This window comes from Acetobacter papayae JCM 25143, assembly GCF_000613285.1.
Taxonomy (GTDB): domain Bacteria; phylum Pseudomonadota; class Alphaproteobacteria; order Acetobacterales; family Acetobacteraceae; genus Acetobacter; species Acetobacter papayae.
Genome location: NZ_BAIN01000049.1, coordinates 1 through 17,738 on the forward strand (window position 1 = coordinate 1; position 17,738 = coordinate 17,738).

Genomic DNA, 17,738 nt, shown 5'->3' on the forward strand with positions numbered 1-17,738 from the left:
CACCCGGCATGCAGCCGACACCTGGAACCGCCCAGCCGGCACCGGCTCCGTCCTCAGCGCCTGCTGCCCCGCCGTCTGCGGTCTCTCCGCAGGCGCCGCTGCCGCCTCCTGTTCCGTTTTCCTCTGGTGATCAGGGGCGGAGTGGCAGTGCGGAGCCGAAAATAGGCGATACATACTGATATGCGCCCGGCCCTGATGCCCACCGGTTCAGGTTGGTATCAGGGCGGCTGATGCAGTCACTGTGTGTGGATACGAAAAACAGGCCACTAAAGAGGTGTTTCATGCTCGGTTTCCGTGGGGCGCAGAGTGCCCGTTTTCCTATCCCGCCGCTGTCTCAGGCTGCGTTTTTGCTGAATTTTGACGGCACGCTGGTCGAGGATACAGCCCCCGGAGACCCCGTAGTGCTGCCGCCCGGCCTTGTTGACATGCTGCGCCGCCTGCGCGCTGCCTGTGGCGATGCGCTGGCCATTGTCTCATCCCGCACGGTTGAGCAGCTTGATGAATTTCTAGGCGATGTGCCTTTCGCCGTAGGGGGAGAAGGCGGCATTGCCCTGCGCCACAGGCCGGGCGGGCCGATCGAACGCACGGCCCTGCCCGAACTGCCAAAGGTCTGGCTTGTGCAGGCGCGTGACCTTGTAGGCACGCTGCCCGGTGTCAGGCTTGAACATACAGAGGGCGGGTTTATCCTGCATTACCGTGCAGCGCCTGAAGCCGCCCAGACCCTGCATGCCGCAGCGGCGGCATGGGCCAGGGAATCGGCCGGGGCTTATCTGCTGGTGGCCGGGCGCATGGCGTGGGAAATCCGCCCTGCCGGGGTAGACAAGGGTTATGCGGTTTCGTTGCTGATGCAGCGTCCGCCCTTTCTGGGCCGCAAGCCGGTGGTTATTGGCAATGATACATCAGACGAAAGTGCCATGGCTGTGGCCAAGGCTGCTGGTGGGGCAGGCTTTCGTATTCCGGTCGATTTCCCGACCCCCGCCGTGCTGCGTACATGGCTGGCGGGGCTTACCGCCTAGGGCGGAAGGCGCGCGATAGGCCGTAAAAAATCCTGATACGGGGGCCAGTTGCAAGGTAGGAGGGCGGGCGCAGGATGCAGGCCATGACCACACAGGGTAATGGGCTGGAGCAACAGGCGGGAGCATGACATGAGCCGCGACAGAACCGGGCGGATGCCGGGCGTGCTGATGATACTGGCGGGGGGCGTGGCGCTTGCCTTTGCGTGGTGGGTCGAGCGTGGCCTGGGCATTATGCCCTGCGAACTCTGCCTGCTGGAACGTTGGCCATGGCGTATTTTGATGGTGGCCGGGGTTGCCGCCGCTGTGCTGCCCGGCGGTTTGCGGCGGGTTTTTCTGTGGTGCGGGGTGCTGCTTATGCTCGGCTCACTCGGGCTGACAGTCTGCCATGCCGGGGTGGAGTGGGGCTGGTGGCCCAGCCCGTTGCCAGCCTGTCATGCGCCGCATGTAAGCGGGCGCACTATGGCGGAGCGTCTGGCTTCCATGCCGTTGCGGCCACAGAAACCGTGTGATTCCCCAACCTACCTGATACCGGGCCTGCCGGTTTCGATGTCGGTCATGGGTGGGGTTTATGCGCTGGTGGTGCTTGCGGGGCTGATCGGTGGCCTGCGTTCAGGCCAGCGCCACACCCGGCGTATTTTCCACTAAATGCGGGCATGGCGGTTTAAGGGCTGACCGCCACCCCTTCTGCCCGCAGAACCTGAGCGGCGAGTGTTTCCAGTCTTTCGCAGGCCAAAGGCCCCAGTGCTTTGATATCGGCATAGGAAAACCAGCGGGCTTCTAGCGCGTCATCGCCTGCCTGCGGGCTGGGGCATGGCCCGGAGGGTAGCAGGCAGCGTACCGCGATAATGACGTAATGAAACGCCAGCGCGCCCTGTGCATCATGGCGGATCGACTCGAATGTATCGATAACGGCCTGCCCTGTGGCGCGCAGGGCTGTTTCTTCCTCCAACTCACGCGGGGCAGCCTGCAACAGTGTTTCTCCCGGTTCTACCTTGCCACCGGGAAAACCCCACAGTCCGGCATCGGGCATATGGCCACGCCGGACCAGTAGAAATTTGTCTTCATGCCGGACAACAGCCAGCACACCGACACGGGGTAGGGTAGGGGCAATAACAGTTTGCATGCCCTAAGGATGCGACCTGCCCGGTGAATGGTCAATCAGCCTGCCGGGTGAGGGGGTGGTGTAGCCGCTACTTACCCGGTGATGCGGGATGCGGCTGCTACCCTCAGGGTGTGAGGGTATTCGGGGCTATGCAGCCTGTGCATCTGTTACAGGGCGGCAATGGCAAGACAGGCATTGACTTGGCCCTTTCTTTTTTTTCAAGCTGGCATGTCATGAAAGATCCCCGCGTCCCCTCGGATACCGTATCCGGGCAGGCGACTGTCTGCCCCTTCCCGCTCCAGCAGATTCTGGAGCGCAGGCAGGCTGCGGGGTATCTGGGGGTGCCGGCGCGGCGGCTATGGCTGCTGGAGCGTATAGGGGGCGGCCCGCGCCCGGTCAGGCATCAGGATGGCGTGTTACGTTACCGGCGCGATGAGCTTGATCGCTACAGCGCCAGACAGTTCGAACGCGCGGGCCTCCCCCCCGAGTTTCTGGCCCGCTATCGCCGCCAGCGTGAACAGGCCGGGTATGGCGGGCTTGACCCCTTTCTGGATCTGGCCAGCCGGGATGAAATGCTGGGGCTTTACGCCCGTTCGTGCAGCCGGGTGGCGATTGTGGTGGGCATGGTGCTGATCGTGCTTTCCCATACGCCGCTTTCACGGATGGTTTTTCATGCCCTGCACTGGCGCTTTGCGTAAGCGGTAACGCCAGTGCCTGCTGGCGGGCGGCCTCCCTTGCACAAAGGGCTGGGCAGGGCCATGTTTGGGGCATGGATGCTCCCTTGCCACCGACATCATCATCTGCCCCCGCACGCGGTCGCAAGCGCGGCACGCTGAGCGAGCGTGCGGCCCAGTTGCCCGCCGTAACCTTCCGGCCCGAACAGCAGGCCCCCCGGCCCAAGCTGCGCCGTATGGAGGTTGTGTCCGAATATGAACCCGCGGGCGATCAGCCGCAGGCCATTGCCGAGCTTGTAAGCGGTGTGGAAGCCGGTGAGCGCGATCAGGTTCTGCTCGGGGTTACGGGCTCGGGCAAGACGTTCACTATGGCCAAGGTTATTGAGGCCACCCAGAAACCAACCCTGATCCTTGCCCCCAACAAAACACTCGCGGCCCAGCTTTACGGGGAAATGAAACAGTTTTTCCCCCATAACGCGGTTGAATATTTTGTCAGCTATTATGACTATTACCAGCCTGAGGCCTATGTGCCCCGGTCTGATACCTATATTGAAAAAGACAGCCAGATAAACGAACAGATCGACCGTATGCGCCATGCCGCCACGCAGGCGCTGCTTGAGCGTAATGATGTGATTATCGTTGCATCGGTTTCGTGCATTTACGGTATCGGCTCGGTGGAAACCTATGCGCGCATGGTGGTCAAGCTCGCACTTGGGGGCGAGATAGATCGCGACAAGCTGGTGCGTAGTCTGGTGGAACTGCAATACCGCCGGAACGATGCCGCGTTTACCCGTGGCACGTTCCGGGTCCGTGGCGAGACGGTGGATGTATTCCCCGTGCAGAACGAAGACCGTGCCTGGCGTATTTCCCTTTTTGGCGACGAGGTGGACGGCATTATCGAGTTTGACCCGCTGACCGGGGAAAAAACGGCCGATCTTCAGGAAGTTACCATTTATGCTAACAGCCATTACGTAACGCCCCGGCCAACGCTCAATCAGGCGATTATTGGCATCAAGCAGGAACTGCGTGAGCGGCTCGACCAATTTACGAAAGCGGGCAAGCTGCTTGAGGCCGAACGGCTGGACCAGCGCTCCCTGTTCGATCTTGAAATGCTTGAGACAACAGGCGTGTGCAAAGGTATCGAGAATTACTCACGCTATCTGTCGGGCCGTAATCCGGGTGATCCACCGCCAACCCTGTTTGAGTACTTGCCGCAGGACGCCCTGCTGATTGTCGATGAAAGCCATGTGACCGTACCGCAGATAGGCGGCATGGAGCGTGGAGACCATGCGCGCAAATCCATCCTTTCGGATTTCGGGTTCCGCCTGCCTTCCTGTCTGGATAACCGGCCACTGAATTTTGCCGAATGGGATACGTTCCGCCCCCAGACCCTGTTTGTCAGCGCAACGCCCGGCCCATGGGAAATGGAGCGCACGGGCGGCGTGTTTGCCGAGCAGGTTATTCGCCCCACGGGGCTGATCGACCCCGTGACGGATATCCGCCCTGTGGAACATCAGGTGGATGACCTGCTGGCCGAATGCCGTACCACCATCGAGAAAGGGGGGCGTGTGCTGGTCACTACCCTGACCAAGCGCATGGCCGAAGACCTGACCGATTATATGAACGAGGCGGGAATCCGGGTGCGGTATCTGCATTCGGATATCGACACGCTTGAACGGATCGAGATTATCCGTGATCTGCGCATGGGGGCTTTTGATGTGCTGATTGGCATCAACCTGCTGCGTGAGGGGCTGGATATTCCCGAATGTTCGCTGGTGGCCATTCTTGATGCCGATAAGGAAGGCTTCCTGCGCTCACGCACATCGCTCATCCAGACCATAGGCCGTGCTGCCCGTAATGTGGATGGCCGGGTGCTGCTCTATGCCGACAAGATGACGGACTCGCTCAGCTACGCGGTAGAGGAAACAGCCCGCCGCCGCGAAAAGCAGATGGCCTGGAACGAGGCCCACGGCATTACCCCGCAGAGTGTGCGCAAGCAGATTACCGATATTGTCGGCTCGGTGTTCGAGCAGGACTACGTGACGGTGACGCCGGACAAGGCAACGGGCGAGACCGAATTTGTCGGCAAGGATGGCGCGCAGACTCTGGCTGCACTGGAAAAGCGCATGCGTGAGGCCGCGGCTGATCTGGAGTTTGAAACCGCTGCCCGCCTGCGTGATGAAATCCGGCGGCTTGAAGCCGCGCAGCTTGGCCTGCCTGTTGACCCGGTTGCCTCTTCCGTTGCCGGGCAGACCGGCGGTGCGCGACGGGGCAAAAAGGATACCACGCCCCGCCCGTTTGGGCCGGGTGGGGGCGGGTATGAACGCAAATCCGGCAAGGGGGGTGGTCGGTCGCGCAAATAGGGGGGGCCTTGTTTATGGGGGGTAAGGCTTCTACCGTCTGGGCGGGATGATCCGAATTGCTACTGGCCAGGATATGAACAACGTGCCTCAGACAGACCTTGAACCGGATTACGAAGCCCTAGTGCGGGCCCCTGTGCGCACTGAGCCTTTCAGGCACGTTATGGTGCCGCACTTCATTCGCGAACAGGATCTGACTCGTGTGTTCGCAAGCCTGCCGCATATTCCCTCTGGCGGGTCGTTTCCACCGCAATCGCTGCGCTTATCACCGCTCATGCAAGACCTTGTGGCGCAGATGGAAGGCCCGGAGCTGCGCCGCCTGATTGCTGAAAAGCTTGATCTGGACCTGTCCGATGCCCCGTCCATGCTGACAATAAGGGGCCGCACCCGTGAGAAGGACGGGCGCATTCATACGGATTCCCTCGCCAAGCGCGTGACGATCCTGCTCTATCTCAATCCCTCGGGCGGGGCATGGGAAAAACAGGAAGGCTGCCTGAGGCTGCTGCGTGGACCGCATGACATAGAAGACTATGTGCATGAGGTACAGCCGGTGGATGGCACGCTGCTCATTTTCCCCAACGGGCCTGATACATGGCATGGCCACCGCCAGTATGTGGGGCCGCGCTACACCATTCAGCTTAATTACATGACACGTGACGCCAAGGCCCGCTCCGAACTGCGGCGCCACAGGCTGTCGGCCATGGCCAAAAAACTCGCCTTGCCCGGTCTGGATGCCTGAGGGCGGACGTTTGGCTTTTTATGCCGTTGAAGCAGGAAACAGGAAGAACTCATGACACAGCGTACCGCCAGCAAGACCTGTAAGCGGCTGTCCGGTTTTACCGGCGCCTGAGCATTGCCCTGTGCGCGGCCACATGCCTTGCGGGCGTGGCCGCGTTGGGTGCGCCCGCTCTGGCGCAGCAGACCATGGACATGCCTTCCGGCCAGATGTCTTCCGGCGGTATGCCCTCGGCTCTGGTGCCTGCGGCACTCAGCAGCGCGCAGGTTGTGCGGGCTACCCTGCCCAACGGGTTGCGGGTGGTGATTGTGCCGGACCGTCTGGCCCCGGTTGTCACGACTGAAATCAACTACCTTGTTGGCTCGGCCGAAGCCCCCAAGGGCTTTCCGGGTACGGCCCATGCGCTGGAACATATGATGTTCCGTGGCAGCAAGGGGCTGGACAAGGACCAGCTTGCCTCTGTCGGGGCGCGGCTGGGTGGCAGCTACAATGCTGATACCACCGAGGACGTGACCCAGTATTTCTATACCGCGCAGTCGCGCGACCTGCCGGTGCTGCTCAAGATCGAGGCGCTGCGCATGACGGGGCTGACCCTGTCCGAGGCGGACTGGCAGAAGGAGCGCGGCGCGATCGAGCAGGAAGTCTCGCGCGATCTGTCCAGCCCGGCTTATCTGTATCTGGAGCAGTTGCAGGCCATCCTGTTCGCGGGCACGCCATACGAGCACGATGCGCTGGGCACGCGGCCTTCCTTTGAGCGTACAAAAGCGGCTGACCTGCGCGCCTTCTATCGCAAATGGTATGCTCCCAACAACGCGGTGCTGGTCATTGCGGGCGATGTTAATCCGGTGAGCACGCTGCAACTGGTCGAAGAGACATTCGGTGGTATCGCGCGCCGTCCGCTGCCTGCGCGCACGCCGGTTACGCCCGTGCCACCACCGGCTAAAACCTTATCTTTCGCCACGGATTATCCTGTTGGTTTTGCTACGCTGGCTTTCCCCATGCCGGGTTCTTCCGAGCATGATTTTGCCGTGGCGGATATCCTGTCCGATGTGTTGTCCAGCCAGCGTGGCGCGCTGTACCAGCTTGTGCCGCAGGGGCGCGCGCTGTTTGCCGGGTTTGAATACGCGCCCAAGCAGCTTGCGGGCTTTGGTCTGGCGCTGGCTGCTTTCCCCAAGGGGGGAGATGCCAAGCGGACCATGGATGACATGCGCGCCGTGCTGGAAAAAATCCGCCATGAAGGCGTTCCGGCCGATCTGGTCGAGGCGGCCAAACGGCGCGAGATCGCGCAGTTGCAGTTTGCGGCCAACTCCGTCAGCGGTCTGGCTGAGCTGTGGTCCAATGCGCTGGCGTTCCAGAAGCTGGATTCGCCCGGAGATATGGTGGCCGCCTATCAGGCTGTAACCCCCGAGGCCGTTAATGCGCTGGCGACCAAGCTGCTTGACCCGGCCCATGCTGTCTCGGCGGTACTGACCCCCGAAAGCTCGGGCCAGCCAGTGGCGGGTAAGGGCTTTGGTGGGGCCGAATCTTTCGGCGCTACCCCCGACAAGCCTGTGCCCCTGCCCGAATGGGCGGAAAAAGACCTGACCCGGCTGGACAAGCCCGAGCCGACCGCCCAGCCCACCGTCAGCACCCTGCCTAATGGGCTGCGGCTGATTGTCTGGCCTTCGCATGTTAGCCACACCGTCCAGCTTACGGGGCAGGTGCGCCAGACGCCCGCGCTGGAAGAGCCGCAGGGGCAGGAAGGTGTGAGCGATGTAACCGAGGCGCTCTTTGCCTATGGTACCACGCAGCACGACCGTCTGGCTTTCCAGAAAGCGCTGGATGATATTCCCGCATGGGAAAGTGCCGGGAGCGGTTTCAGCCTGCGCGTGCTGAAGCCTGATTTTGAAAAGGGTATTGCTCTTCTGGCGGAAAACGAACTGCACCCGGCTTTCCCGGTGAGTGATTTTGAAATTGTCAGAGCGCAGACAGCACAGGCACAGGCCGGGGAACTGGCCTCTCCGGGGCATCTGTTCACGCAGGCGATCAAGGTTGCCATTCTGCCGCCCAAAGACCCGGCCCTGCGTGAGGCAACGCCGCAGAGCATCATGCATGTCACGCATGATGACGTCCTGCATTACTACGCACATGCCTGGCGGCCAGACCTGACGACCATTGTCGTCACAGGCGATATCACCCCCGACAGCGCGTGCGGTGGTGGAGCAGGCATTTGGCGGCTGGAAGGCGGAAGGCCCGAAGCCTGAGCTTAATCTGCCCGCCGTGCCGCTCAGCAAGGCGTCACGCGCGCATGTGCCCGATAAAAGCAGCGTGCAGGACGAGGTGGTGCTGGCCGAAACGCTGGGCCTGACTGCGGCCAACCCGGATCACTTCATGCTGCAGCTTGGTAACGAGGTTCTGGGCGGTGGGCTGTTCTCGTCCCGCCTGTACCGCGACCTGCGGGTAAAGACCGGCTATGTCTATAGTGTTGGCAGCGATTTCGAGTGGGGCCGCACGCGTGGCACCTATACCGTGAATTACGGTGCGGACCCGGACAAGGTGGGCAAGGCGCGTGCGGCCGTGCTGCATGATGTGGGAGCCATGGTCACGGCACCGCCCACGGATGCGGAACTGTCACTGGCCAAGGCATCGCTGCTGCGGGCCATACCGCTCCAGCGTGCAAGCCTTGACCGGATTGCCGCGCAGTATCTGCATCTGGCCAGCCTCGACCTGCCGCTCGATAATTCGGACCGGGCAGCTCAGGCTTATTACGGTGCGACAGGGGCCGACATTCAGGCGGCTTTCAAACAGTGGATTCGCCCGGATGATCTGGCCACCATTGTCAAAGGCCCTGTTCCCAACTGGTAAAAGCTGGCAGGTAGGGGGGTAACGCCCTGCCTGTTCAGGCGGAGGGGAGGAGCGAGAGCTGCTCCGCCCCACTTGCGGCCTGCGGGTCGCACAGGCTGGATACGGTAATACCAAGCAGCCGCACGGATTTTTGCAAAGGCAGGAGCGGGCGCAGCAGATGCAGCCCGGCCTGTAAAAGCTCTGCCTGATCCCGCACGGGGGTCTGGCGTGAGAGCGAACGGGTAAGCTGGCTGAAATCCGCGTGACGCAGTTTCAGGGTGATAGTGCGCCCTGAAAGCCCGCGTTTTTCACAACCAGCCCAGACTTTTTCCGCCAGTATTTGCAGCGCTTCGTTTAGATCGTGATCATGGATCAGATCCTGATCGAAGGTGGTTTCCTTACCCAGAGACTTGCGCGGGCGGTCAGGCTCTACCGGGCGTGTGTCTTCCCCATGGGCGATACCGTGATAAAAGGCCGCCGCCTTGCCAAAATGCTGGCGCAGGGTTTCCGGTGGGAAAGCGCGCAGGTCTGCACCGGTCTGGATACCCAGTGCATTCATGCGCCGGGCCGTGGCCGGGCCAATACCATGAAAGGCGCTGACGGGCAGGGGGGCTACAAAGTCCTGCCCCGCACCGGGGGGAATGACAAACTGCCCGTTGGGCTTGTTATGGTCCGAGGCCAGCTTGGCCAGAAACTTGTTGTAAGAAATACCGGCCGAGGCTGTCAGCCCGGTTTCGGCCAGAATGGCGGCGCGGATTTCTTGCGCAATGGCGGTGGCCGAGGCCCGGCGGATGAGTGGCTGCGTGATGTCCAGATAGGCTTCATCGAGCGACAAGGGCTGGATAAGGGGGGTATAGCGCGCAAAAATCGCGTGAATCTGTGCTGATACCGCCCGATAGACTTCAAAGCGGGGCGGGACAAATACAAGCTGTGGGCAGCGCCTTTGCGCCAGGAGCGAGGGCATGGCCGAGCGCACGCCAAAGGGCCGGGCCTCGTAGCTGGCGGCGGCAACCACACCGCGTTCCTGACTGCGGCCCACGGCGACAGGCCGCCCCCGCAGGGCCGGGTTGTCGCGCTGTTCGACCGAAGCATAGAACGCGTCCATGTCGATATGGATGATCCGGCGCACGGGCTGTGTCATGGAACCGTGGCATAGCACAGCGCCGGGATGAATGGAACAAAAACAGAACCTATGAGGGTGTCAGCCCCCTTAGTGGTGTTGATAAGACAGGCTTCTGGCCAGCGCCATGCGGTGCGGGCGCATGGTGTGTTCCACCGGGACAGGCATACTGGTGGAAAACAGGCAGGGCGAGAGAGTGTTGCGCGCCGCATGGGGCGAGAGCCAGTAGCCCGCACCAGCCAGACAGGCCCCCAGTGTTGTCAGGGCTGTCATCATGCGCAGGCGTAGGCGGGCCAGAGGCAGCAGCGGGCGCAGCAGGGCGTGCATGTCGGCCTCGCGCTCGTTCTGTGCGGCCTCCGTGGCCAGCAGCAGGGTATATTCTGTATCGGTTACGGCCAGTGTCCCGCCTGAGCGAATGTCGAGCGCGGTGGAGGTGGGGGTACTGGCCGGGCGGCCATCGCTCCGGAAGGAAAGGTCGGACAGGGCTTCGTGGAAAGCCTTGGTCACGGCCAGAAATTCGCGGCGGAAACAGGGCAGAAAGCACGGCAACGCCACACCGCCGGTCTGGGCGCGGTCGGGTCGGGTGGTTTGCGGCGCGGCAAGGCGGCGGATAGTCCACAGGGTCAGCCGTTCGCTGGAGGGGAGATCCGTCAGATAAACAGGCATTGTTGACATTGTGCGTTCCGTGGGTAGCTGGCCCGCGGCCTCTGAAGTGAAGATGATGTCCCCTTATAGATGATAATAATTCTCATTATCAATAAAAAATCGCATGGGAGGCACGCCCATCTGCCGGTGGCTTTTCCTCTTTCCTTGCCGCGACAGTTGGGGCAGTACTCGAAGCATGTCCGTGCTTACATCCCTCACCCTGCCGCTTCTACGCTCCCTCGATCCCGAGAAGGCGCATGACCTCGCTCTGGATGCCCTGACACTGGGCCTGTCCGTGCCGCTCCGCCGCCCGGAGGATGACCCGGCGCTGGCAACGCGCGTTCTGGGTATGCGTTTTTCCAACCCGATTGGCATTGCCGCGGGTTTTGATAAAAACGCCCGCGCCCTGCGCCCGCTGGCCCGCATTGGTTTCGGGTTTGTGGAGGCCGGAACGGTGACACCGCGCCCGCAGCCCGGTAACCCGCAGCCCCGCCTGTTCCGGCTGGAGGAAGACAGGGCGGTGATTAACCGCATGGGGTTCAACAATCAGGGGATAGACCGTTTTGCCGTGCGGCTTGCCCGGCTTGCCCGCCCGCTGCCTTCGGGCCGGGGGGGCGGGGCTGGCGTGCCGGTAGGGGCCAATATCGGTATTAACAAGACGGGGGCCGACCCCGAGCGCGATTACCCGGCACTTGTGGCGCGGGTTAAGCCCTATGTGCAGTATATCGTGCTCAATGTGTCCTCGCCCAACACGCCCGGCCTGCGCGGCCTGCAGGATGCGGCCCGGCTGCGCGGCATTCTGGACGCCATTGCGGACAGGCACCCCGATCGCCCCCCGATTCTGGTCAAGCTGGCCCCCGATCTGGAAAACGATGCTATCGCCCCAATTGTCGAGGCCGTGGTGGAAGGCGGCGCGCAGGGGCTGATTATCAGCAACACCACGCTTGAGCGTTTCCCCAGCCTGCGCAGCCCGTACCGTGATGAGGCGGGCGGGCTTTCCGGCAGGCCGCTGGCCCCGCGGGCGCGGGCCATGCTCGGCATTGTGGCGGAGGCCGCCGCCGGGCAGCTCGCACTCGTGGCCTGTGGTGGTATCGAAACCGGCATGGACATTCTCGAGCGGATTCGCATGGGAGCTGATCTGGTGCAGGTCTATACAGCCTTCGCCTATGAAGGCCCGGCTCTGGTGAGCCGCCTCAAGCGCGAGATGCTCGACATCATGCGGCGCGAAGGTGTGGAAAACCTCGATGATATCCGTGGAACAGGGATCAGGGGGATACGCCGGTGAGCACGACGATGACCACCACTCTGGCCATGCCCGGTGGGCTGGCAGCCATTGCCGACCAGTACGACGGATACATCATCGACCTGTGGGGCACGGTGCATGACGGTATTAACCCGTATGAAGGGGCTGTGGAGTGCCTTCAGGCGCTGCGCCGTGCAGGCAAGCGTGTGGTCATGCTGTCCAACGCTCCACGCCCGGCTTATGTGGTGACAGAGCAGCTTGAAAGCTTTGGCGTTAGCCCGGACCTGCATGACGGTGTCATGACCAGCGGACAGGAAACCTATACCCGCCTGCGTGACAGGACAGACCCATGGTTTGCCCAGCTGGGCCGTACGGTGCTGCATATGGGCGGGACAAACGATCTGGGCCTGTATGATTCGCTGGATATCGAGCAGGTGAGCAGCCCCGCGCAGGCCAGCTTTATCATGAATGCCGGACCGGATATCGAACGCGGTGTGGAGTCGCTCGACCCTTATCTGCCCGAACTGGAAGCCAGCCTGAAACACGGCCTGCCGATGATCTGCGCCAACCCGGACCGGGTGGTGATCAAGGGCGGGCGGCGGCAGATCTGTGCAGGGGCGCTGGCGGCGTTTTACGAGGAGCAGGGGGGCGATGTCTGCTGGATCGGCAAGCCCTATGCCTCCGTATACGAGCCGGTTTTCAAGATGCTGGATGTGCCGCGCGAGCGGATTCTGGCTATTGGTGATGCGCTGGAAACCGATATCCGCGGTGCTGCGGGTGTGGGCGTGGACAGCGCGTGGATTCTGGGTGGAATCCATCAGGAAATGATTGGCAATGATGCCACCTTGGCGACGGAAGAAGCCAAAGGGGCCGGGCTGTGGCCGGTTGCCGCACTCCCCCGCTTTGTATGGTAGCAGCCGTGGCGGATGCTACTCTGCCTGCCGTGGGGTGCGGGGCGTTCATTCTGCGTGATGGGCGCTTACTGCTGATCCAGCGCCTACGTGCGCCGGAGGCTGGTTGCTGGGGCTTGCCCGGTGGCCGGGTTGAGCCTTTTGAAGGGCTGGCCGAGGCAGTAAGGCGTGAAATCAGCGAAGAAACCGGGCTGGAGATTACGCTGGGGCCGCTGCTGTGCATTGTGGAGCAGAGCGAGCCTGTGGCGGGCCAGCACTGGGTTTCTCCCGTGTATCAGGCCTATGCGCCTGAAGGGGCTGAGGCCCGGCTGATGGAGCCGCACAAACATGCGGCCCTTGGCTGGTATGCCCTTGATGCCCTGCCATCCCCCCTGACACGCGCCACGGAACAGGCCGTGGCTGTTTTCAGGGCGCAGGAGAACAACTGAACACCAGACACTGGGCCGGGCTAGAGGCCCGGTGCTGTTGTGCTCTGGGTGCCGGTTCAGAAATCCGGCAGGGTCTGGGCCAGCAGGCCACCCTGTCGCAGGGGGGCGATGCGCCGGGCAAGGCCCGTGCGGTCATCGGTTTCCACCATAATCCCGCAGACTGTGGCTTCCCCTTCGGCGGGTTGGAGTCGTTCGCCGGGCAGCTTGCGCACAAAGCGGGTAATGGCAGCTTCCTTGCCCATGCCGATCACGCTGTCATAGTCGCCGCACATGCCTGCATCGGTCTGAAACGCCGTGCCTGCGGCCAGAATACGATGATCCGCCGTGGGGGTGTGGGTATGCGTGCCCACCACCAGTGAGGCTCGGCCATCCAGCATATGGGCAAGAGCCCATTTTTCGCTCGTGGCCTCGGCATGCACATCCACCACCACGGCCTGTACGGTTGCCCCTAGCCGGTGGCGGGTCAGCAATTCGTTCATGCAGCGGAAAGGATCGTCCAGCGGGTCCATGAACAGACGGCCCATGACATTGACCACCAGCGCCTTGCGCCCATCCGCCAGCTCGGCCACCACGCTGCCCTGTCCCGGTGTGCCGGGTGGGTAGTTGAGCGGGCGGATGATACGCGGTTCGCTATCAATATGGCCGATCAGGTCGCGCCGGTCCCATGCGTGGTTGCCAAGGGTGAGCACATCCACCCCGTTTTGCAGCAGGGATGTGGCAATGGCGGGTGAAAGGCCAAAGCCATGGCTGGCGTTTTCCGCGTTGACCACCACAAGATCAAGCCCGAGCCGGGTGCGCAGGTCGGCCAGACGGGACAGAACGGCATCACGCCCGCTCCGGCCAACGATATCTCCCAGAAAAAGCAGCCTCATGAACGGGCTTTCCCAACGAGGTGGGGTGTCGCAGGGCTGGCAGTGGGGTGCAGGCTGGTATCAGGAAGAAGGCGGGTCAAAACGCAGGATCTCTCTTTCAGTCACGATACAGGGGAGTTTCTGGTCATGCGGGCCGGAGGGCAGGGCCGCTACCTCCTGCGTGGAGGGGGCATAGCCTATGGCCTGTGCCGCAGGCAGGCTGGCCAGCGTGCGGTCGTAATAGCCTCCGCCATAGCCAAGGCGGTTGCCCGCGCGGTCAAACCCCAGAAGCGGTACAAGAATAATATCCGGCGCAATGGCCGGGCCATCTGGCGCATGGGTGCCAAAACGGCCTTCCTGCATGGTGCAGGCCGGGTGCCAGTGGCGGAAAACCAGTGGCGTGCCACGTGGTGTGGTTTCGGGCAGGAGCACCTGCGCACCGTTTTCATGCAGCCAGTGGCAGAGTGGGCGCAGGTCTACCTCATGCGGCAGAGGCCACACGCAGGCAATGGCTCGGTGCGTGGACGGGGCCAGCAGCGTTTGGAGCTGCGCAAGAATACCTGCATCCGTATCGGGGGCGCGGGTACGCAGGGCTTGCACACACAGCTTACGTGCCTGAGCTTTCTGCTGCGCGATTTCAGGGGGGTCACCCATAGGGGGTGTGGAGTGCGGAGCCGCCATGGCCGTGGGTCTTTTCAACCTCCAGGACCTGCGAGTGCAGGTGGGCACCAGATAATGTGACCAGGGCCACAACAGAGCCAGCTCCCAAGGAAGTGCTTATCGGCCCAGGGGTATGACATGCCTCACGTGCCGGGCAGCCCCGCCTTGTCTATGTAGCCTGCTCAAGCTCGGCTGCAAGAGCTTCCGCACGTTCGGCCAGATCAAGCAGGCGGCTGTCCTGCATGGCGCGCTCGGCCCGCAGGCGTTCGACATCCTGTACGGCCTGTGCCGTGGTTTCGGGAATGCGGCTGTTGGAAAGGTCCTGAATTTCATCAGCCATTAGCAGGGCGGCCAGCACCAGCACGCGGGCATCGCCCGAAAAGCCGAGCGAGCGCACGCGCTGCACGCGGTGCTCTACCTGATGGGCCATGGCCTGTACATGCCGTTCCTGACCGTTTTCACAGCCAACGGTATAGCTGTGGCCGTTGATAAGAACCGAAACAAGGGCCATGGGATCAGTCTTTCCGTTCCGGCAGGGGGGCGGATTGTTCTAGCGCATCGCGCACACGCAGGATAAGGGCATCAACATTGGCCAGCAGTTCTTGCCGCTCTGTTTCCTGACGTTCCATCAGGCCGGTATCCTGCTGGGGCGGTCTTTTTTCCAGCGCGAAGGAAATGCGTTGCAGGGCGCGGTCCAGCCGCGAAATCGGATCTTCCTGCGGGGGGAATATCCGTGCGGTGGGTTCTGTTCCGGTTTCAGTGCTGGCCGTGCCACTGTTTATGGAGAACGGGTATGGCTCCGCCGCTTGATCCTGCATGCTTTATCCCTTTCTATTGTTGAGGAATCACCCGCAAATGCGATGGCGTCAAGCATGAGCATGGAAAACAGGCTACTTTTGGGCCGTTCGTGCCATTTTCTCTGTGTTTGTGATCATGAAAGCGGCCTGCGTGCGTTACGGGACAGGGTTCCAGCGGGCACGGACAGGCCCGCGCCGGTTCTACTCTCACCCGAGGGGGCAGGGGTTTATATGGGGGTAGTCTGGTGGCATGCCCTTATGGCGGGGTTGGCAGCTGCTTTGACAGGGGCCGAAAAGTCGCTTTTTTCGGCCGATGCCAGTGGGGCGGGCGGGTTGCCTTTCGCGCATGTGCTCGATTGCGGGGGCAGTGCCGTTCATGCCGTTATGGCGCTGCGTTCCGGGCAGCGGGCCGTGGTGCTGAACGCGCAGGACGGGCAGGCTATGGCAGCGCGCAGGCTCTATCAGCAGGCCGGAGGTGTGGTGCTGGCGTGTCGTCCCGCCATTATTTCACCCAACTGATCCTGCACGCAGCAATATCGTCTCTTGTCGGGCATTTCCCCCACGGTTATTCCCAAGAACAATGTCGGCAGGATAAAGTGCCGGACGCCAAGGTATGAAAGAAGGACCGTTCAGTCATGACGCTTACTCCCCAGGTCAAGGCCATTCTCAACCAGTACGAGAGCGATAATCCCGGTACCAAGATGAACCTTGCCCGCCTGCTCAATGCGGGCCGTCTGGGTGGCACCGGCAAAATGGTGATCCTGCCGGTTGATCAGGGGTTCGAACATGGCCCGGCCCGTTCTTTCGCGGCCAATCCGGCAGCGTATGACCCGCACTACCATTTCGAACTGGCGATCGAAGCCGGGCTGAACGGCTATGCAGCCCCTCTGGGTATGCTGGAATGCGGTGCGGCCACCTACGCGGGCGAAATTCCGCTGATCCTGAAATGCAACAGCTCCAACAGCCTCGCCACCGAGAAAGATCAGGCCGTGACCGGCACCGTGCTGACGCGCTGCGTCTGGGCTGCTCAGGCATTGGCTTTACCATTTACCCCGGTTCCGAATACTGCTTCGAGCAGATGGAAGAACTGCGCGAACTCGCGGCTGAAGCCAAGTCCGTTGGTCTGGCCGTGATCGTGTGGAGCTATCCGCGCGGCCCGATGCTGGACAAGAAGGCTGAGACGGCGCTCGATATCTGCGCCTATGCAGCTCATATGGCGGCCCTGTGTGGTGCCCATATCATCAAGGTCAAGCCGCCGACCGATGTGGTGTCTCTGGATGCCGCCAAGTCCACCTATGAAAAGCACCCGGTTGACGTGTCCACTCTGGCCTCGCGCGTGCGTCATGTCGTGCAGTCCAGCTTTGGCGGCCGCCGTATCGTGATTTTCTCGGGTGGTGAGCACACCGGCACCGAAAACCTGCTGAACACGATCCGTGGCATCAACGAAGGTGGCGGCTTTGGCTCCATCATCGGCCGCAACGTGTTCCAGCGCCCCAAGGCGGAAGCCCTCGGCCTGCTGGATCAGATCATCGGTATTCTGAAGAACTGATCCTGTCTTGACGGCAAAAAACACAGGGGAGAGCCAGCGCGTGTCCGAACTCTATCTGGCCACGCCGGTTCTCGCGCAGGCGGAGCCTTTTCTGTCCGCCCTGCACAAGCAGCTGGCTACGTGCCAGCCTGCGGCCCTGCTGCTGCGTCTGCCGCCTGTTGCGCAAATGCCTGACAGCGCTGCGGCCCCGCTTGTAGCGGCTGTTGCTTCCTGCGTGCAGCCGCTGGGCATTGCCTGATGCTGCAAAACAGGGCGGCCCTTGCCGTGGCGCAGGCCTGTGACGGGGTGCATCTGTGTGGTGATGAGGCCCCCGACACCGCCACGGCCCGCCGTGTGGTGGGGGAGGCAATGCAGCTTGGGGTCGATGTCGGCCTCAGCCGCGATCACGCCATGCGCGCGGGTGAGGAAGGGGCGGATTATATCTGCTTCACACCCGGTGAGGATGTGGCGGCAACGCCCGAATCGGTCGCCGCCGTGTTGGAACTCACCCGCTGGTGGGCGGTGATGATGGAACTGCCCGTTGTCGCTCAGGCCTCGGCTGAGGCCGAGGTTGCGCCACTGACAGCGGCGGGGGCGGATTTCATCATGCCCGCGCAGGGCTGGTGGGATAGCCCGCAGGACTGGAGCCTGTAAGCTCCAGCCCCGCAGGAGATCAGCCTGCGGGCAAAATGGCGGTGGCTATCAGCAGCCGTCGCCCCGCATGGTCCATGCGGTAACAACGCCATTCACAAGCTCAAACGTGGTTTGGCAGGTATAGGTGTAGGCGGTGCTGATACCCCCACCCCAACCCGGGCCCCAGCCGGGTCCCCATCCGCCGCCCCAG

Annotated in this window: 18 protein-coding genes, 1 other RNA gene and 2 pseudogenes; 13 read left to right on the plus strand and 8 right to left on the minus strand. The window is 62.3% G+C overall.

Annotation, left to right across the window (positions count from 1 at the left end; all coding sequences use genetic code 11):
* Positions 1-281: 281 nt before the first annotated feature.
* Together otsB and JCM25143_RS11045 are read left to right on the plus strand one after the other, a co-directional pair.
* Positions 282-1,016, plus strand: coding sequence for a trehalose-phosphatase (otsB, locus tag JCM25143_RS18950; RefSeq protein ID WP_035371052.1), 735 nt, complete (start codon positions 282-284; stop codon positions 1,014-1,016).
* A 129-nt stretch (positions 1,017-1,145) separates the two neighbouring features.
* Positions 1,146-1,661 (plus strand): disulfide bond formation protein B, encoded by a 516-nt coding sequence (locus tag JCM25143_RS11045; RefSeq protein ID WP_234395190.1) that lies wholly within the window; start codon positions 1,146-1,148, stop codon positions 1,659-1,661.
* A 16-nt stretch (positions 1,662-1,677) separates the two neighbouring features.
* Here the strand turns inward: JCM25143_RS11045 and JCM25143_RS11050 are convergent, their stop codons facing one another.
* Entirely contained in the window at positions 1,678-2,139 is a 462-nt protein-coding gene (locus JCM25143_RS11050; RefSeq protein WP_025861191.1) for an NUDIX hydrolase, read from the minus strand.
* 212 nt (positions 2,140-2,351) lie between these two features.
* Here JCM25143_RS11050 and JCM25143_RS11055 point away from each other — a divergent pair, with 212 nt between their 5' ends.
* The 4 genes and pseudogenes from JCM25143_RS11055 (at position 2,352) to JCM25143_RS18955 (ending at position 8,732) form a co-directional block, all read left to right on the plus strand.
* Positions 2,352-2,816 carry a helix-turn-helix transcriptional regulator gene (locus tag JCM25143_RS11055; protein WP_025861192.1) on the plus strand — a complete coding sequence of 155 codons (465 nt, stop codon included), beginning with the start codon at positions 2,352-2,354 and terminating at the stop codon, positions 2,814-2,816.
* 71 nt (positions 2,817-2,887) lie between these two features.
* On the plus strand, positions 2,888-5,155 hold the full coding sequence (gene uvrB, locus JCM25143_RS11060) for an excinuclease ABC subunit UvrB (protein ID WP_025861193.1): 2,268 nt from the start codon (positions 2,888-2,890) through the stop codon (positions 5,153-5,155).
* A 73-nt stretch (positions 5,156-5,228) separates the two neighbouring features.
* Complete coding sequence (locus tag JCM25143_RS11065) at positions 5,229-5,891, plus strand: 2OG-Fe(II) oxygenase (RefSeq protein ID WP_035371063.1); 663 nt, start codon at positions 5,229-5,231, stop codon at positions 5,889-5,891.
* A 185-nt stretch (positions 5,892-6,076) separates the two neighbouring features.
* A pseudogene (locus JCM25143_RS18955) lies at positions 6,077-8,732 on the plus strand (M16 family metallopeptidase).
* Between the two features lie 34 nt (positions 8,733-8,766).
* On the opposite strand, the gene dinB reads toward JCM25143_RS18955, so the two are convergent.
* Together dinB and JCM25143_RS18960 are read right to left on the minus strand one after the other, a co-directional pair.
* Entirely contained in the window at positions 8,767-9,852 is a 1,086-nt protein-coding gene (dinB, locus tag JCM25143_RS11075; RefSeq protein WP_025861196.1) for a DNA polymerase IV, read from the minus strand.
* A gap of 69 nt (positions 9,853-9,921) precedes the next feature.
* The gene (locus tag JCM25143_RS18960; protein WP_025861197.1) at positions 9,922-10,506 is read right to left on the minus strand and encodes a hypothetical protein; all 585 of its coding nucleotides are present in this window, start codon (positions 10,504-10,506) and stop codon (positions 9,922-9,924) included.
* Positions 10,507-10,672: 166 nt separating this feature from the next.
* Between JCM25143_RS18960 and JCM25143_RS11085 the strand changes: the two genes are divergently transcribed.
* Genes JCM25143_RS11085 through JCM25143_RS11095 form a run of 3 tightly spaced genes read left to right on the plus strand, consistent with a single transcriptional unit; the run spans position 10,673 to position 13,058 of the window.
* Entirely contained in the window at positions 10,673-11,761 is a 1,089-nt protein-coding gene (locus JCM25143_RS11085; RefSeq protein ID WP_025861198.1) for a quinone-dependent dihydroorotate dehydrogenase, read from the plus strand.
* Positions 11,762-11,769: 8 nt separating this feature from the next.
* Positions 11,770-12,633, plus strand: coding sequence for a TIGR01459 family HAD-type hydrolase (locus JCM25143_RS11090; RefSeq protein WP_025861199.1), 864 nt, complete (start codon positions 11,770-11,772; stop codon positions 12,631-12,633).
* Positions 12,627-13,058: an NUDIX hydrolase gene (locus JCM25143_RS11095; protein ID WP_035371055.1), complete on the plus strand. Its 432-nt coding sequence runs from the start codon at positions 12,627-12,629 to the stop codon at positions 13,056-13,058. The genes JCM25143_RS11090 and JCM25143_RS11095 overlap by 7 nt, the downstream gene beginning before the upstream one ends.
* 56 nt (positions 13,059-13,114) lie before the next feature.
* On the opposite strand, the gene JCM25143_RS11100 is transcribed toward JCM25143_RS11095, so the two are convergent.
* The 5 genes from JCM25143_RS11100 to JCM25143_RS11115 all read right to left on the minus strand — a co-directional run bounded on the left by JCM25143_RS11100 (position 13,115) and on the right by JCM25143_RS11115 (position 15,387).
* On the minus strand, positions 13,115-13,930 hold the full coding sequence (locus tag JCM25143_RS11100; protein ID WP_025861201.1) for a TIGR00282 family metallophosphoesterase: 816 nt from the start codon (positions 13,928-13,930) through the stop codon (positions 13,115-13,117).
* Between the two features lie 60 nt (positions 13,931-13,990).
* Entirely contained in the window at positions 13,991-14,590 is a 600-nt protein-coding gene (locus tag JCM25143_RS11105; protein WP_025861202.1) for a 5-formyltetrahydrofolate cyclo-ligase, read from the minus strand.
* A non-coding RNA gene (gene ssrS / locus JCM25143_RS21580) (6S RNA) lies at positions 14,577-14,733 on the minus strand. Before ssrS ends, JCM25143_RS11105 begins: the two co-directional genes overlap by 14 nt.
* Positions 14,734-14,738: 5 nt before the next feature.
* Positions 14,739-15,080: a cell division protein ZapA gene (locus tag JCM25143_RS11110; RefSeq protein ID WP_025861204.1), complete on the minus strand. Its 342-nt coding sequence runs from the start codon at positions 15,078-15,080 to the stop codon at positions 14,739-14,741.
* 4 nt (positions 15,081-15,084) lie between these two features.
* Entirely contained in the window at positions 15,085-15,387 is a 303-nt protein-coding gene (locus tag JCM25143_RS11115; protein ID WP_025861205.1) for a hypothetical protein, read from the minus strand.
* Positions 15,388-15,441: 54 nt separating this feature from the next.
* Here JCM25143_RS11115 and JCM25143_RS22090 point away from each other — a divergent pair, with 54 nt between their 5' ends.
* The 4 genes and pseudogenes from JCM25143_RS22090 (at position 15,442) to JCM25143_RS20925 (ending at position 17,548) form a co-directional block, all read left to right on the plus strand.
* Entirely contained in the window at positions 15,442-15,885 is a 444-nt protein-coding gene (locus JCM25143_RS22090; RefSeq protein ID WP_148300114.1) for a hypothetical protein, read from the plus strand.
* Between the two features lie 116 nt (positions 15,886-16,001).
* Positions 16,002-16,915, plus strand: a pseudogene (locus JCM25143_RS18965) (class I fructose-bisphosphate aldolase).
* 7 nt (positions 16,916-16,922) lie between these two features.
* The gene (locus JCM25143_RS24080) at positions 16,923-17,153 is read left to right on the plus strand and encodes a hypothetical protein (protein ID WP_234395191.1); all 231 of its coding nucleotides are present in this window, start codon (positions 16,923-16,925) and stop codon (positions 17,151-17,153) included.
* Positions 17,153-17,548 carry a thiamine phosphate synthase gene (locus JCM25143_RS20925; protein WP_234395192.1) on the plus strand — a complete coding sequence of 132 codons (396 nt, stop codon included), beginning with the start codon at positions 17,153-17,155 and terminating at the stop codon, positions 17,546-17,548. The genes JCM25143_RS24080 and JCM25143_RS20925 overlap by 1 nt, the downstream gene beginning before the upstream one ends.
* The last annotated feature ends 190 nt before the right edge of the window (positions 17,549-17,738 follow it).

What these genes read in the sequence shown, in the direction of transcription:
- otsB (WP_035371052.1), top strand. Translation starts at nt 282, where the DNA reads ATGCTCGGTTTCCGTGGGGCGCAGAGTGCCCGTTTTCCTATCCCGCCG.
- JCM25143_RS11045 (WP_234395190.1), top strand. Translation starts at nt 1,146, where the DNA reads ATGAGCCGCGACAGAACCGGGCGGATGCCGGGCGTGCTGATGATACTG.
- JCM25143_RS11050 (WP_025861191.1), bottom strand. Translation starts at nt 2,139, where the DNA reads ATGCAAACTGTTATTGCCCCTACCCTACCCCGTGTCGGTGTGCTGGCT.
- JCM25143_RS11055 (WP_025861192.1), top strand. Translation starts at nt 2,352, where the DNA reads ATGAAAGATCCCCGCGTCCCCTCGGATACCGTATCCGGGCAGGCGACT.
- uvrB (WP_025861193.1), top strand. Translation starts at nt 2,888, where the DNA reads ATGGATGCTCCCTTGCCACCGACATCATCATCTGCCCCCGCACGCGGT.
- JCM25143_RS11065 (WP_035371063.1), top strand. Translation starts at nt 5,229, where the DNA reads ATGAACAACGTGCCTCAGACAGACCTTGAACCGGATTACGAAGCCCTA.
- dinB (WP_025861196.1), bottom strand. Translation starts at nt 9,852, where the DNA reads ATGACACAGCCCGTGCGCCGGATCATCCATATCGACATGGACGCGTTC.
- JCM25143_RS18960 (WP_025861197.1), bottom strand. Translation starts at nt 10,506, where the DNA reads ATGTCAACAATGCCTGTTTATCTGACGGATCTCCCCTCCAGCGAACGG.
- JCM25143_RS11085 (WP_025861198.1), top strand. Translation starts at nt 10,673, where the DNA reads ATGTCCGTGCTTACATCCCTCACCCTGCCGCTTCTACGCTCCCTCGAT.
- JCM25143_RS11090 (WP_025861199.1), top strand. Translation starts at nt 11,770, where the DNA reads ATGACCACCACTCTGGCCATGCCCGGTGGGCTGGCAGCCATTGCCGAC.
- JCM25143_RS11095 (WP_035371055.1), top strand. Translation starts at nt 12,627, where the DNA reads ATGGTAGCAGCCGTGGCGGATGCTACTCTGCCTGCCGTGGGGTGCGGG.
- JCM25143_RS11100 (WP_025861201.1), bottom strand. Translation starts at nt 13,930, where the DNA reads ATGAGGCTGCTTTTTCTGGGAGATATCGTTGGCCGGAGCGGGCGTGAT.
- JCM25143_RS11105 (WP_025861202.1), bottom strand. Translation starts at nt 14,590, where the DNA reads ATGGCGGCTCCGCACTCCACACCCCCTATGGGTGACCCCCCTGAAATC.
- JCM25143_RS11110 (WP_025861204.1), bottom strand. Translation starts at nt 15,080, where the DNA reads ATGGCCCTTGTTTCGGTTCTTATCAACGGCCACAGCTATACCGTTGGC.
- JCM25143_RS11115 (WP_025861205.1), bottom strand. Translation starts at nt 15,387, where the DNA reads ATGCAGGATCAAGCGGCGGAGCCATACCCGTTCTCCATAAACAGTGGC.
- JCM25143_RS22090 (WP_148300114.1), top strand. Translation starts at nt 15,442, where the DNA reads ATGAGCATGGAAAACAGGCTACTTTTGGGCCGTTCGTGCCATTTTCTC.
- JCM25143_RS20925 (WP_234395192.1), top strand. Translation starts at nt 17,153, where the DNA reads ATGCTGCAAAACAGGGCGGCCCTTGCCGTGGCGCAGGCCTGTGACGGG.